The sequence below is a fragment of the Phyllobacterium sp. SYP-B3895 genome (assembly GCF_009647635.1).
GTDB lineage: Bacteria > Pseudomonadota > Alphaproteobacteria > Rhizobiales > Rhizobiaceae > Phyllobacterium > Phyllobacterium pellucidum.
Genome location: NZ_WJIG01000003.1, coordinates 379,795 through 394,729, shown reverse-complemented (window position 1 = coordinate 394,729; position 14,935 = coordinate 379,795). Strand labels below are relative to the sequence as shown.

At 54.7% G+C, this 14,935-nt stretch carries 10 protein-coding genes and 1 pseudogene; 7 read left to right on the top strand and 4 right to left on the bottom strand.

Annotation, left to right across the window (positions count from 1 at the left end; genetic code table 11):
- Nucleotides 1–29: 29 nt before the first annotated feature.
- Nucleotides 30–377, top strand: a complete 348-nt coding sequence (locus GF108_RS14480; protein WP_153668539.1) for a DUF1344 domain-containing protein — start codon at nt 30–32, stop codon at nt 375–377.
- A gap of 1,816 nt (nt 378–2,193) precedes the next feature.
- Here GF108_RS14480 and GF108_RS22735 read toward each other — a convergent pair.
- The 4 genes and pseudogenes from GF108_RS22735 to GF108_RS14460 all read right to left on the bottom strand — a co-directional run.
- Nucleotides 2,194–2,664, bottom strand: a pseudogene (locus GF108_RS22735) (hypothetical protein); the annotation flags it as partial.
- A 124-nt stretch (nt 2,665–2,788) separates the two neighbouring features.
- On the bottom strand, nt 2,789–3,835 hold the full coding sequence (locus GF108_RS14470; protein WP_153668537.1) for a hypothetical protein: 1,047 nt from the start codon (nt 3,833–3,835) through the stop codon (nt 2,789–2,791).
- A gap of 150 nt (nt 3,836–3,985) precedes the next feature.
- The gene (locus GF108_RS14465; protein ID WP_153668535.1) at nt 3,986–5,500 is read right to left on the bottom strand and encodes a metallophosphoesterase; all 1,515 of its coding nucleotides are present in this window, start codon (nt 5,498–5,500) and stop codon (nt 3,986–3,988) included.
- An 886-nt stretch (nt 5,501–6,386) separates the two neighbouring features.
- The gene (locus GF108_RS14460; RefSeq protein WP_153668533.1) at nt 6,387–8,786 is read right to left on the bottom strand and encodes an arylsulfatase; all 2,400 of its coding nucleotides are present in this window, start codon (nt 8,784–8,786) and stop codon (nt 6,387–6,389) included.
- Nucleotides 8,787–9,752: 966 nt separating this feature from the next.
- Here GF108_RS14460 and GF108_RS14455 point away from each other — a divergent pair.
- The 6 genes from GF108_RS14455 (at nt 9,753) to GF108_RS14430 (ending at nt 14,911) form a co-directional block, all read left to right on the top strand.
- Nucleotides 9,753–10,106 carry a hypothetical protein gene (locus tag GF108_RS14455; RefSeq protein WP_153668531.1) on the top strand — a complete coding sequence of 118 codons (354 nt, stop codon included), beginning with the start codon at nt 9,753–9,755 and terminating at the stop codon, nt 10,104–10,106.
- A gap of 35 nt (nt 10,107–10,141) precedes the next feature.
- The gene (locus GF108_RS14450; protein WP_153668529.1) at nt 10,142–10,372 is read left to right on the top strand and encodes a hypothetical protein; all 231 of its coding nucleotides are present in this window, start codon (nt 10,142–10,144) and stop codon (nt 10,370–10,372) included.
- Nucleotides 10,373–10,549: 177 nt separating this feature from the next.
- Nucleotides 10,550–10,981, top strand: a complete 432-nt coding sequence (locus GF108_RS14445) for a hypothetical protein (protein ID WP_246663961.1) — start codon at nt 10,550–10,552, stop codon at nt 10,979–10,981.
- A complete protein-coding gene (locus tag GF108_RS14440) occupies nt 10,974–12,203 on the top strand; it encodes an HlyD family secretion protein (protein ID WP_153668527.1) in 1,230 nt (409 codons plus the stop codon). The genes GF108_RS14445 and GF108_RS14440 overlap by 8 nt, the downstream gene beginning before the upstream one ends.
- A gap of 384 nt (nt 12,204–12,587) precedes the next feature.
- Complete coding sequence (locus GF108_RS14435; RefSeq protein ID WP_246663960.1) at nt 12,588–14,510, top strand: mechanosensitive ion channel family protein; 1,923 nt, start codon at nt 12,588–12,590, stop codon at nt 14,508–14,510.
- 65 nt (nt 14,511–14,575) lie between these two features.
- Nucleotides 14,576–14,911: a hypothetical protein gene (locus GF108_RS14430; protein ID WP_153668524.1), complete on the top strand. Its 336-nt coding sequence runs from the start codon at nt 14,576–14,578 to the stop codon at nt 14,909–14,911.
- The last annotated feature ends 24 nt before the right edge of the window (nt 14,912–14,935 follow it).

The following is a 14,935-nucleotide window of genomic DNA, read 5'->3' as shown; positions in this document are numbered from 1 at the left end:
CTCGTCCGGCATAGATCAGGAGGAGATAAATGATGAAGAAGTTGCTTCTGGTAATCTCTGCGCTCGCATTGACGGCAGGCCTAGCCTCAGCCCAGGGACAACGCACCTACACCTCCACGGTGAAATCGGTTCGGGCCATGCACAGCCCCGATATGTTCAGCACGACAGGGACGATCGAATGGGTCAGCCCGCAATCAAGGACGGTGCAGCTGACGACGGGTACGAAGTACCAGTTGCCGGCAAATGCCGATTTCCGCGGCATCGCCGCGGGCGAGAAGGTGCGCATCACCTGGAAGGGTCAGGACCCTTATAATACGTCCTTCGGCAACGGTGAATCCGATGAATTCCACGCTGCGAAGATGGTGGTTGTTCACTGATCAATGGACAAAGGTCGAGCGGTGGTCGGAGGCCCTTGAGGCCACGGCCACCGGTCGATCTGGGAGTGTTTGGAAGAAAATGGTGGGCCCGGAGGGAAACCCACTGCACTGGCAATTACGCAATAAAAACAATAACATATGGGGTCAACGTTGGAACAGATGTTGGAACCCAAGGAATGGGAGCTTTGCAACCCGGTTTCAAAAAATGGGGGCCGTTCGCTCGTTGCCGCCCTCTGCGCATACAAGAATCAAACGGCTAAGGTCAGCAAAGAACCGAACAAGTCCGCGCGACGCCGCCAATGCATTATTTTGCAACCGGGTTCAAAAAATCTGGCGCCTTTGATTCCATACGACCACGAGGAAACGGACCAAGCCTACCTCCGATACCTTGTGGGCTCTCTATGCCGGTAGGGACCGCACCAATTGTCCGGCATCCTAAAACCCCGCAATTGGAGCTTTTGAGCACCATACAACGTTAGAAGAGCTTCTCTCATGGGTTGAATAAGAGAAAGAAAACGATTCGCAGATACGACTTCGGGATGAGGTTCGTCATCTAACCTATCGCTCTCGCCCCAATTCCGTTCGACAAAATCCTCCCAAGGATCGATCGCCGTTTTACAAACCCGCAGAGCATAAGCGATTGGGAATTCGTTTTTGTCGCCCATTTTTTGATACGCTTCCTCCGCCCCCGACTCCCTTGGACCTCCTCTCCAGGGCCTATACTCCCAAGGAGTATTGCCAAATGAGAGACTAGGACGCCTCCCGAAAACGACTTCCTCGTCGCTCCACCCCTTTTTTCGCCTTTGACGCAACGTGTCGGGATTTTGTTGGGTCTCGCGTGCCCATACACTCAGCGGCTTAGTCTCGCCCCTGGGGGTGAGGTAAATGGTCCGCTTCCTGTTGTTCGCTTGACCTTTCTTGTCGAGCCAGCGGACCTTCCCCGGTCCATACTCGCGATCGTTTGGGTCAATGCGATCAAGTGTGTAATCGTCGCCCGGACATGGTCCCACAATCCTGAGAAAGTCCGGAAACTCATCGAACGCTGAATTAAGAACATACCCCTCCTTTCGCACCCTTTGCTTGGTATTATTCCAGGAGCTATACGTCTTCCCATATTTTTCCCTGAGCTGCGTTCGTGTCATGCAGCTTAGATCGCTTAAAAGGGTCTGGGAAGATTCAGCCTCGTCTTGAACGAGCGTTTCATTAACGCACGATTCCGGCATCCTTTGAGCCGCGATCTCGCTAACAGGAAATGGGTTTTCCGGCATTAACCCATTTATTTGGCGAACGGCGTCAAACGACAAGGCGGTGATAAGATTGTAATTGTAAATGCGGTTGGGTAGCTTCAAGGGCTTCGTATCTGGTGCGCTACTTATGCTCTGACCGTCCGTCGGGCGCCACAATGTACCAGCAACTGATTTTATAACCATCTCTTAACGCCCCAGTTTGTTCGACAACGAAATGGGGCACCGCTAGAATCAACGCCCTGTCGGCAATATTGGGTTTTCGAGAAGCTCGTTGTAAAGCGGAAGCATGTCCGGAACTGGTTTGCCCTGGCCTGTTTGTTGAACTTCCATAGGGCCGGTGGAGTTAAGCGGGAACTAACTCGAATAATTTTTATATAATAAAAACAACTACTTATTGGAATTTTTGTTACGGTTGTGTACCAGACATATGCACCACTTTGGAACTTGAAGTACGCCGATCTGCGGCGACGTAGGCCTCAGTTCTGCCTAAAATTTGCAACCCGTTTCTATTGAGACAGTTGACCGCTAATGGCCCATTGCGGACACACGGGCACGCTCGTTTGGGTCCTTTACGGCGGCCCCGATGGATCGGGCAGTTTCTGCCAGTGTCTCCAGACCGGGATTTGAATCTGGTTCGCTGTGGAGTGCAACTGCGGCCGCCTCGAAAGCTTCAACACCGGGCAGCGCCTCGAGCTCGAAGATCGGCGTCTCAGGAATTTCCGGGAACTTCGGCGATCCGGTCGGCGCGAACTTGAACTACTGCTGGTATTTGACAGCCTTGTCCCACTTATCTCCAAGCGCGACGCGGACAAGAACTCGCGCCTGTTTGACAGGAATGTCGATCTTGGCGGTGATGTCGTCCGGTAGGCTACTTTGGCATCCTTGAGAGAGATTGCGAAGTCGCCGGAAGACTTGTTGGGAAACACCCGCTCGTTGATGTTGGCGAGCATCTCGCCCCATCCGTTCAAGAGTTGTACCGTAAAGTACCTGTCGTTCACCTCCGGGACTGTGGCGATCGTGCAACTCGACTCGTCGACGGCGAGCCACGCCTCCGAGTAGGCAACATCGAGGTTGGGGTTCGGCCAGTCGACTTTACCGGGCTTGTGGCGGACTAACTCGTTCCACTTGAACCCATCCTGAAAATCGAGCTGCTGCTAGTTCTAACTAGATCATCCGGGCTCGGGCTGCATCACGACTCGTAGTCGAGTTTAAAATTGAAGCCCTGCTCATTGTGCCCCCCTCCAGTAGAACATACGCCTTTGTTAGGTTGGCCACTCCAAAACATAGAACGACATTTATTGCAGAACCGCCAATCGGGTTGGCCCTCTCCGCTGTGGTCATGCGGAAGGTAAAAATTGTACCCCTGAGCATGGTGCGATCCTCCGGCGGGGCATTGCCCTTGGTTCTGCTGGTCGCCTGCCCAAAACATTGAAAAACAGCGGTCACAAAAGCGCCAGTCGGGTTGACCTCCCATTGGCCCCGCGTGTTCGTGAGGCAAATAGAAAGTCCAGCCAGCTGCCATGTGCGCGCCGCCCGCAGGGCATACCCCTTAGCCTGAAATCCGTCGAAGAAAAGGCTTCGGCATTTGCCGCAGTGGCGCCAAGCATTTTGACCCCGGTTCCGCGCTTTAAACATAAGGGTGGAGTGTCCACCATCCCCCACAAATCGGAGGTTCACCTGAGCAGCATTTCCGGTTTCTGCCAGTGCAATATCGGCTGCTGAAAATCTCAATTGTTGCGGTCCGCCGATTTTATCATCGACATCGGGAAAGCCCGTCGGAATATTCATTGCAGCATCCACAGCCTGAAGCACCAGATTAGCCCTCGTCTGTGGGTCGGTGACATTGAGGCTCGCAAATAGAGCGCTATTTACTGCTTGGGCGATTAGCCCCCGCAGTGCTTCTGCGTTACCGTCATCACTCTCCATCAAGCTGACAATGAAAATGGCATTGGTCGGATTTTGAAGTGGGCCTTCGCCAAACAAGCCCCAGAATGGATGGAAGAATTGATACTTTGTTTCTTTAGCATCAACGTTTCTAAAGGGTCCGTACCGGAAGGTGCGTGAGGCTGGAATAGGTGCCGAAAAACCGCCTATCGCTACGGTTGCAGCCAAGTCGATAGACGCAACGATAATATAGGGTTCGTCTGATGCCGAGACTCCGTCGTTAGTTTCTTGGTGACAGTGAAATGCATCCAAATAAACGTAAAGCACAACCTTCTCCTAGTTGAAGAGAAAATTTTTAGCCTTCGAGTATGTACGTGAGAAAATGCTTGTTGGATGGTATCACAGTTCAACCAGCTCTCCAAGATTTCAATATTCAAGCCAGCGTTCAGCCGAGGAAACGAATCTCCAGCTGGGTCATCACGTCGCTCTAAGCGAACTTTCAGTCATTGTTGCGGCAAATGAAGTTGGTGGTATAAGTGAATCAGCTTTGATAGCGTTGCTTCCAGCAAGGTAGACATGGCCGTCATGCGACATCGAGTAGATAGCTGCGGAATCACGACCTCCGGCAATGTCTCCATAGCAAAGCGATCCAGCTGATATAATGATAGTTTTCTCGAACTTTGCTGCATACGCCACGTGCTTGTGGCCGTGGAAGATAGTTGCGTTGCATGGCGCGAGAACTCTAAGCAGCTTGCGGGCATCGGTCAGTTGCAGAAATTTTAACTGATACGCTTTCTTTCCAAACTTCGCCTTGATCCGCCTGGGCATTCCGACGTGGTGATGCACTAAAACTAGTACCTGCTTCGTGCCGGCCGACCCGAGAAGCAACTTTAGTCTTCTCAGCTGGTCGCTACCCAAGGCGCCAAACGCACCATCTGTTACACCGAAGGCCCCTTCCGTATTGGAATTCAAGCCGACGATGAGATAGTTTTCATTTTCAAAAAAGACTATTGGAAATAGTATCTTCATTAGATCAGACATCAGAGGGCTATCCTCTGTTGGCCACGCAAATCCCGCGGTTCCAAATTTTGTTGCATACTGAAGCAGAATTTTTGGCGCATGCAGATACCAATTGCTTACCGGCTTCGCTGGAAGTATTGACACCTCGGGAGGATACGTTCTGTAAGACGGTATGTAATCACTGAAGGGCTTTTCGAAGTATTTTTTGATTAGAAACCTCTTTCCGTTATGGATAAATTCCCAGGAATCTGGGCAATTGACGATTACGGTTCGTATATAGTTGAAGCAACGCTTTTCGAAATCTTCTGTTATATTTCGCATGATGGGGCTGACACCAGTTTCGAGGCTGATGTCATGATTGCCGGGGACTATCAGAAGTCTCTCTCTGTCGATTGCGTTCGCCCTGCACATCTCGTCGAAATGGTGCCACTCAGTTTCTGATCCAGTATCGGTCACGTCGCCGGTCAGGCACAAGAAATGGCACCGGGGCATTGCCCAGGAAAGGGCTTTTGAGCATGCCTCTAATGCCTGTCTGCAATCTATTTCCCCCTCTATCGTAGTCTGCTCGGGTATGTGGGCGTCCGAAAGATGAGCAACAAGAACGGCCTTCTCGCTGGTGCCTCGTTCAATAGTGAACTCGATAAGTTCGATCGTCCTGTGAAGTAAGCCTGAGAAATATCGGCCGATCAACAGAAGCGTATACAGCGGGGTCTGAATAAGGAGCAAGAACTCTACTACCGCAACCTGCTTGGCATCCAGCCGGTCGAGCGATGGATACGTTACTGCGATCAAAATGAGTGTGGCCCACGCTCCTACCTGGAAAGGAATCAGCACATCGTCGTAAATTGCCTGCTCGCCCTTGGTCTTGAAACTTCGCTTGATATATCGAGCGAATATTATGCAGATGATAGCAATTGAGGCTGCAAACTCGAACAGCGTAATCAGTTGAACACCAAGGATAGGCGTCGTCATGACCAAGTCCAGTCTGGTGACGCTTGTGCCCACCAAAACCTCACCATTTTATTTCCATCGTCGCCGCTCCACCAGCTAGCCGAATGGCTAGGTAGGACGGCCCTTTCATCTGTCATTGCGATAAAGGGAAGCAATAACTTGAACTAGGGCATATTGACTTCGCTAACCAACGAGAACGTTTATAGAACACGTTCGGCAGCGACGACCGTTCCTAGCACAGTTTGAAACTCTTAAAACCCTGTTCGGGATGGGCGAGCCCGGCATCTGAAAGGACGCCTCAATGAGCCGAAGCCGCGGCGCGCTGACCAAAACTATGGTCGACCGCTACTATCCCCATCAGGTCATGCTGAAGAACGATGCCAGGATGCGAAAGCATCTCTGGCCATCAGTGGCCAAGCCGCACAGCTCGGCGCATCTGCCCTCGGCCATCATTTTTATTTCGATGAAGAAACCGCCCACTACAGCGTCTATTGTTTTTCAAGCCACGAAAATGCCGAGGTATTTCAAGCTGAGTGGTGCGGGGAATGGCTCACGCCCGGGGACCGCAAAAAAGAGCCGTTGGCGGCCGCGAAGTCCCCTTTCGTTAACTGCAAGAAACACGGCATAATCCGCTGCACGGCCATCTATCGTCAAATGCGATTAAGGCTCCAAGGTGTAGGCTTGCTGGTGTTTTCAGGCCTTGTCCCGAATGGCGATGCGCATCACTTCGAAACGTACGGTCATCGGCGGCGATGAGCTTCATCATGACTTTTGCGCCTACGTCGAGAACATTACGACGCGAATGTATCGTAAACGCGAGCTGGCAATGGCCGCGCTTGGCCCAAATAGAATCCACTTACTTGGCGGCGCGAATACGATATCTCGCGCAACCACCGCAAGGTGCCGCCTAAATCTGCGGCGGCCCGACTTTGACCGTCAGCTTATCGAGCGTGCCAGTAAAGCGGAACGGAACCTGGTAGTCGTTGTCGTCGACCGACGTACGAGTGTCGACACCTACGTCGAACGATTCATCGATGGTCACCAGGAACGGCATGGTGTGCGGGATCGACTGTTCAGCCACGGGCACACCGTCGACACTTAGTACACCCTTGCCGCCCTTGCCGTACCCGGGTCCATCGTACGTGAAGTCGAAAACGATGCTGTGTTTTCCGGGTGTCAGCGCAGCATCGCCAGCCCATCGGAAGCGCTCCAGCGCCAGCATGTTGTACGTGAAGACCGGCTTTCCTTTGAGCAGGTAGAGGCCGTAGCCACCGAACCGGCCGCCCAGCGTTGCGAGCATACCATCCCCTCCGTCCTCAGGAACCTCGACGTCGGCTGTGATCGTATATGAGCGCGTGAGCGGACTTGGCGCTGATGCGGCCGGCAAACCGGAAAGCTCGCCCGAATAGACAAACTCGGATCGCCCGGCGGTAGCGCTAGGGCGCGGCGCAATCAAACGCGCGGCGACGGAGTTGTCCAGCGGCAATACTTGATACTTGGCGGCCTCTACGAAGAAGAGCTGCTCCAGGTCACGCAGTTTGTCAGGTTCCTTGGCCGCAACATCGTTGAACTGCGAATAGTCATCCTTGAGGTTATAGAGCTCCCATTTATATCCGTCGATCACCTCAGGTAGTTTGCCAAGCCCCATGAGCCAGGGCCCTGCAGGAGGTGTGGTCGAGGCAATCCAGCCGTCATGGTAGATCGCTCGATCGCCGAACATCTCGAAATACTGGGTCGTGCGAGCAGAGGGCACATCCTTGGCCCCTTTCGACCAAGTATAGGCCATGCTCACACCCTCAATCGGCTTCTGGGCGATACCGTTTATCGTTTGCGGCGCTTCGATGCCGGTGGCCTCCATGATCGTCGGAACGATGTCAATTACATGGTGGAACTGGCTGCGCACGCCTCCAACGTCAGTGATATGTCCGGGCCAGGACATGGCCATACCCTGCCGCGTACCGCCGAAGTGCGAGGCGATCTGCTTAGTCCATTTGAACGGCGTGTCAAAAGCCCAGGACCAGGCGACCGACATGTGTGGCTCGGTCGTTGGATCACCCCAGGCGTCATAGTACTTCAGTTGATCCTTGACGGGCATATTGATGGCTTGGATTGCCGCCAGATCGAAGGCCGTGCCGATGGTCGAACCCTCAGCGCTGGTGCCGTTGTCACCTTCAATGTAGATGACCAGCGTATTGTCGAGCTTGCCTTCCTTGCGGACCTCGTCGATAACCCGGCCGATTTCATAATCGGCATAGGCAACGAATGCTGCGTAGACCTCAGCCTGACGGGCGAACATCTTCTTTTCATCAGCGCTGAGCGTATCCCACTTCGGTAGATCATCCGGCCAAGGGGTCAGTTGTGTGTTCTCCGGTATCACTCCAAGCCGTTTCTGGTTAGCGAAAATCTGGTCGCGCATGGCGTTCCAACCCATGTCAAACTTGCCTTTGAACTTATCGATCCATTCCTTTGTAGGATGATGCGGAGCGTGGGTGGCTCCAGGGACATAGTACATGAAGAAAGGCTTATCCGGCGTCGCGGCATTGACCTTGCGCAAGTAGTCGATTGCGTCGTCGGCCATGCCCGTCACCAGGTTGTACTTGGGGTTTTCGAGCCAAGGGAAAATCTGATCGTGGTTGCGGAAAAGCCAGGGCGTCCATTGGTTGGTCTCGCCGCCCTGGAAGCCGTAGAAATAATCGAAACCCATGCCAGAGGGCCACTGGTCGAATGGCCCCGAGGTGGACAGCGCGTAGGTCGGGGTGTTGTGGTTCTTGCCGATCCAAGAGGTCGCGTAGCCATGGTCTTTGAGAATGTTCCCGATGGTGCCGTTGTTCGGACCAATGATCGCATCATATCCAGGATAACCAGTCGACTGCTCGGCAATCACCCCGAACCCCGCCGAGTGATGGTTACGGCCGGTGATCAGCGCTGCCCGGGTGGGCGAGCACAGCGCGGTGGAGTGGAACTGGGTGTAGCGCAACCCGTTCGCGGCGACCTGATCCAATGTCGGTGTCGGTATAACACCGCCGAAGGTACCGGAGACGCCGTAGCCTGCGTCGTCGGTCATGATCAGCAATACGTTCGGCGCGCCCTTCGGCGGTACCACGGTAGGCGGCCACCAAGGGGTAGAATCCTTTGCATCCAAGTTGATAGTCCCACCAAACGCTTTCGGCGCTGCCGGAAGAGACTGGCCATCAATCGTGGACGTCGCGCTGGGTGAACCCGGTGATCCGGTGACGCCCTGGGCGGCGGCGGGAAAGACGGAAAAACAACTGGCGGCGAGCACTGCGAGGTAGGCGCGCAATTTCATCGTTTATTACTCCCGTGTTGGGCGTTTACCAAGAATGAGTAAGTGGCCGATATTAAATGTTTTTTCGTGAATGAAAGTTCGTAGTAATGCAGTTGGCATTAAGTTAACGAAGCAATTACCGGAGCATTTCAGATTACTCGGCGCCAAAGTAGTACGTTACTGTAACATACAGAATCTACATGGGATGGTCTGAAGGTTGTCGAGGAACTGCCCCCACCAATGAAGCCGATCCGGAGAAGTACGTTATGCTGGTTGAGGACCTGCCTAACGGTCGCGCCGAGCGCGTGGGAGGAAGAACTGAATATTATGACTGAGACTGCTGACGAAAACGCGCTTCGCAAAGCCAGGAATACCGAGAAGATGAGGCAGTGGCGCGCCAAGAAACCGCTCTCTCCCGAGCAGAAAGCAAAGGAAGCAGAGCGATCAAGATAATGGCGAGAAGCAAACCCAGAGAAATATAGGGAGCAGCAAAACGCATGGTATGCTAAAAATCGCGAGCGGATACTGGCCCAGGATCGTGCGAAAAAACGTCGTACCGTGACGGATGATGGTAGCACTTCACTTGGCGATCGAAAGACCACGCAGGCCAGCCGGCCACAAGGATCGACTGAGCGACTGCCAGAGAGCGATTGAAGATAGATTACTGGAGCTCTTCGGTGAGGCCGTAGCTGCGGGATGGGCCGAAGATGAAGTCTTCGCGGCCATTGTCGCTGTTGCCGATACCACCTAGCTGGCTATGCATCAGGAGCAGCTTTTGTCGATCGAGACACAATTGCGAAAAGTGATGCAGAAACGGAATGGCTGAACGGGTTGGTTATTTGCGGCACAGTGGCTTGGAAGTATCTCCATAGCGTTCGGGCCTCGACCATACTTCAGTCGGCTGCTTCACATCGTTCTCTGTTTCATCTACGTTCGATCCAATTTGGAGACTATCATGTTTAGTCATCGATCGCGGCAATCAGCACCATGCTCGTAAGCAGTGAGCAATCCACGCCTAAAGCGTCGGTGGGCGTGGGCAATCCCTATCCCGTCAGCAACTACAAGTGCAAGGACGGCACGCATCTGGCAGTGCGTCTCCTCGGCGATCGCGCGTCGGTATCCGTCAACGGCGCGACCGAGGTCGAGCTGCCCCCCATGGGGCCAGAAGGAACGACTTTTTCGAATGGCCGACAGACGTTGAGTATCGTGCAGGGGCACCTGTCGTGGGCGTTGGCCGGGCCGTGCCGTCCGCATGCACCGGCGGCTGAGCGTCTCGTTTTGCGGAACTTTGATTGCTTTTTCAACAGCATAGATGCCAGTGAGTTGGCTTTTACTACCTAATTGAGAGCAAAACCACCACTGCTGGTATAAAAGCCATGACTGAGATCGTTGACGAAAAAGAAGCCCAGCGCAAAGCCAAGAATGCCGAGAAGATGAGACTCTGGCGGAAAAAAAACCCGTCTTCGCCGGAGAAGAGGGCCGTCGAGGCGGAACGAGTCCGACGATGGCGCGAGACACACCCAGAACGATACAGGGCATTACAAACGGCATGGAACAGAAAATTTCGCGAAAGGGCAAAGGTTGAGGCGTCGGAGGAGGTGACGTGAGGGCTGGTCCTGATGCGTCAAGAGAAAAACATTGGAAACAAATCGGGCCCACTGCTCGTTTGGCGGGTCGGGATTTGCAGCAATGCAAAGTTCTTTCTAATTACGTTGACATCCAAACGAAGCACGTAGAGGCTCAGGTTAAACTGCCCGAAATGGGGGGTTCATTGGGAGCTGCTGATGACTGACAACATCCATCCTGCTGCTATCGAGCATCTACCAGCTTTCATCACTGCCCCCGGCCAGACGGATTGGCTGTTCAATGTGGTTGTCGTCTTCCTTCTAGCAATGGTGCTGATCGTCGGCAATTTCTATTTTCGACTCCATGCCCTTCCAGAACACATGGCGCATCGGGGCAAAAAAGTGCAAATGGAGATAGTCGCCGTCCTCGCACTCATTTCCCTCTTTACCCACAACCATATTTTTTGGATTGCAGGCCTGTTGCTGGCGATGATCGATCTGCCGGATTTCTCCTCGCCCATGGTGTCGATTGCCCAGTCGCTTGAAAAGCTTTCCGGGCGCGATAGGGTTGGCGAGGAGGAGGTCGTCGTTTCCGAGCCTGAACCGCAGCTGAAATCCGAGACCCCGGCGGGAGCATCTAAGAATGTTTGAGCTACTTCTTTGTTCGATGCTCACAGTTTTTCCGGACTATCTTTTCCGTCGCTACGTGCAAGACAAGCGCCTCGGCCGGGACATCAACCTGTACACGGTTTGGTACGAGCTGCGCTGGGGCATCACCGCATGCCTGTTGCTGACGGTTTCGTTGATCACCCTCATCTTCTACTATCATCCGTCAACGAAGAACGTCACCGCGATATTCCGCACCGTCACTATCCTTCCCGAAACAACGGGCCGTGTAGCCGAGGTGTTTGTCGGTCTCAACGCAAAGGTCAAAGCCGGTGACCCCCTCTTTCGGCTTGATAGTTCCGAACAGGAAGCAGCAAAAGAAACGGCACTACGTCAAATCGATGAAGCCACCGCCGCAACTGCGGTGGCACAAACCGAACTAGCGGCGGCGGACGGCCTCATCCAGCAGGCGCAAGGGGCGTACCAGCAGGCTCTCGACGAGTTGGCAACCAGGCAAGAGCTTTTGCGGCGCAAGGCGGACGTCTCGGTTCGAGAGGTCGAGCGCTTGCAAATTACTGCGGATGGCCGGAAAGGCGCGCTCGACGCCGCCGTCGCTAATAAGCGGACAATTGAGACGAGACTTTCATCGCTGCTGCCGGCTCAAAAGGCCAGTGCCGAAGCAGCCCTCGCGCAAGCGCAGGTCGAGTTGAACAAGACCCTTGTTCGAGCAGGTGTCGCTGGCACCGTCCAGCAATTTACTTTACGACCAGGCGACGTCGTCAACACAATGATCAGGCCGGCAGGGATTCTCGTCCCCCTAGAAGCCGGCCGTGTCGCGCTGATTGCGGGCTTTGGTCAAATCGAGGCGCAGGTGATGAAAAAGGGAATGATTGCCGAGGCAACATGCATCGGCAAGCCGTTTACAATCATTCCGATGGTCGTGACCGACGTCCAGGACGTCATTGCCGCGGGACAACTGCGTCCAACGGATCAACTGATCGATGTAGGGCAGATTGCGCAGGGCGGGACGCTCACCGTCTTCCTCGAAGCGCTTTATCCAGGACAGTTGGAAGGCCTGCCGCCGGGCAGCAGTTGCATCGCCAACGCCTACACCAACAACCACGACGCGCTCGCCGCGAAAGATATTGGCACGGGAAAATCGGTGTTCTTGCATGTGGTGGACACGGTCGGGCTTGTCCATGCCATGATTTTGCGCATGCAGGCGCTAATGCTGCCCGTGCAGACACTCGTATTCGGAGGACATTAAACGTGCAACGGCGGTAGGCAGGGAAGCCGCCTCTAACGGCAGCGTCAAAAAGGAATGTTGGTTGTTGCCGGGTACGTATCCTTTCTCCCGTCGCAGGCATACATTGGTTCGAGAGACACGTCGACGCATTGCGGGTTAAATCGAATGCAGATTGGCATTATTCGGGGTTTGACGGCCAAAGGGAGCGTTGTGCTTGCGCTGAGCCTGGTTCTTTGCTGTGCCGCTATCGCCGTTTCACAAGCGCAGCGGACCTCAGCACCACCCCCGGCTAAGGTTGAGGAACTGCTGAATCTTCTAGATGATCCGGCTGTTAAAATTTGGATCAGCACAAAAGGCACGCCGCCAGCTGCAGAGATTCCAGAAGCGCCTTCGGCGAGCGATGTCATGCTCTGGTCGAACGCCATCCGTGCGCATCTGCGGGGCCTGGTGCAAGCCATTCCGGCGCTTTCTGGAGAATTTGCTGGGGCAAGCTCAACAATCATGACCGAAATCAACGGTCGAGGCGCGGGCGCTATCCTGATCCTTTTTGTTGCCTTTGCGGCGCTCGGCTTTGGGGCCGAATTTGCCTTCCGGCGTCTTTTCGGTCGGGCCAGCCGACGCAACCTTGCGCCAGGTCTAATCGAGGGAGGTTCGCCCGCACGGCATCACCTGATCGGTCGCTTGATCTTTGTTGCAATCGCACCCTTGGCGGTCTTTGCTGTCGCCACCCTTGGTGCCTTCCTCGCCTTCACATGGCCGCCGCTGCTCGCAATGCTTGTCCTTCCATTGCTTATCGCCCTGATTTCCTGGCGCGTGATCATGCGGATGGCTGCCATCCTGCTTGGAACTGAGCGCAGGCATTTGGATGATGGCGGCGACGGCATCATACGGCTCATTCCGATGGATCATGCAAAGGCCGTTTTCTGGTATCGCCGGGTGGCCCTGTTTGCCGGCATCTTTTTGTCGGGATGGGCCACGGCGCGAATAATGATCGCCCTGAGTTTTACCCCCAACGTCAAGAGCTTGATCGTTTACATCCTCGGCGTCGGTCTTCTGGCGGTCGCTCTCGAGACCGTGTGGCACCGTCCAGAGGCAGCAACTGCGTCCCGGGCCTATCGCGCCAAGGAGTGGCTACTCACATTTTTCCTGTGCTTGCTGTGGCTGCTCTGGGTTGCCGGTCTGAGCGGGGCGTTGTGGGTCGGTATCTATGCCCTCATTCTGCCGCCGATCTTGCGGACCACCAGCACGATCGTGAAGTCGTTCTTCTCCCGCCCCGACGATGCGGCGAAGCCTAGGAACCCTGTCCTCGAGGTGCTGATCGAGCGCGGCGCAAGGGTGGTCATCATCGCACTCGCGGCCGCCTGGCTTGCTGCTGTCATTCGCTTGCGCGCAAGCGGACTGATGGAGGACGAGGCCGCCAGCCGCATGATCCGCGGTGTTTTGAGCGGCATTGTCATCCTCCTCGCCGCCGACCTGATCTGGCACATGGTCAAGGGTATCATCAACCAGCGTATCGAACGCGCCCGCAGCGAAGGTGGCGATGAAGCTGCCCTGGCCCGAAGCGGGCGTCTCCTGACCTTGCTGCCGATCCTGCGCAATTTCCTTGCCGTGCTCATCCTCGCCATTGCGGTCATGATGGTTCTCTCTGGACTAGGCATCGCGATCGGCCCGTTGATTGCAGGCGCAGGTATTTTCGGCGTCGCGATCGGCTTCGGCTCGCAGTCCCTGGTCAAGGACATCATCAGCGGCATCTTCTACATGACCGATGATGCATTTCGGGTCGGAGAATATATCCAGAGTGGCAGCTACAAGGGCACCGTTGAATCGTTTGGCATCCGTTCCGTCAAACTGCGTCACCATCGTGGCCCGATCTTCACCGTTCCCTTCGGCACGCTGGGTGCAGTGCAGAACATGAGTCGTGATTGGGTAATCGACAAGTTTTTTATCTCGGTCAACTACGACGCGGATACCGCCAAGGTCAAAAAATTGGTCAAGGGTGTCGGCGCGGCGCTGCTCGAGGATGCGGAATTCGGTCCGCACATCCTCGAAACGGTCAAGATGAAGGGCGTCGAGGAGTTCGGCGAGTACGGTATCAAGCTAAGCTTCGCGATCATGACTAAACCCGGCTTCCAGTCAACGATCCGGCGGCGTGCCTATGCGATGATCCGCGAAGCTTTCACTCAAAACGGCATCGGATTTGCCTCACCGACGGTGCATGTTGCGGGTAGCGAGGAGCATTCGGCCCATGCTGTGGCGGCGGCAACAGATAAACTGGCTCGCAAGAAGGTTGCTGACGCGAAATTGAAATTGGTGGAGGGCGAAAGCTAAGCCGCCGGCACACATGGGGGCGCTTAGATTCACAACCAGACGAGCTAAGGCTGAGAGGATCAAAAATGGCGTTATACGTAGCCGAGATTTTGGGACGGGGAATTGTCGCCTTCGACGTGGCGACTGAAGACGACGCCAAAGCGCGTTTGTCGGACGAGGCACTGCGGCGGGACTTGCGCGTGTTTCAAAACCAGGGCCGTTGTCTATGGGACGGTGTCTCGGAAATCAATTTGCGTGGAGCGCTCCCGCAGGAGGCCGCAACTTGGCAAGCCAGCCGCGTGACGACCGGCCAGCATAGCGAGGAGCCTGCTAGTCAAGAGGGCTGGCGTGTCTTCCTAGTCCCAGTCATCGATCCTTCGAGATTCGACGATGACGATGACGATGACGATGACGATGACTAAAGTACAGTCGCGCCAATGCAATTC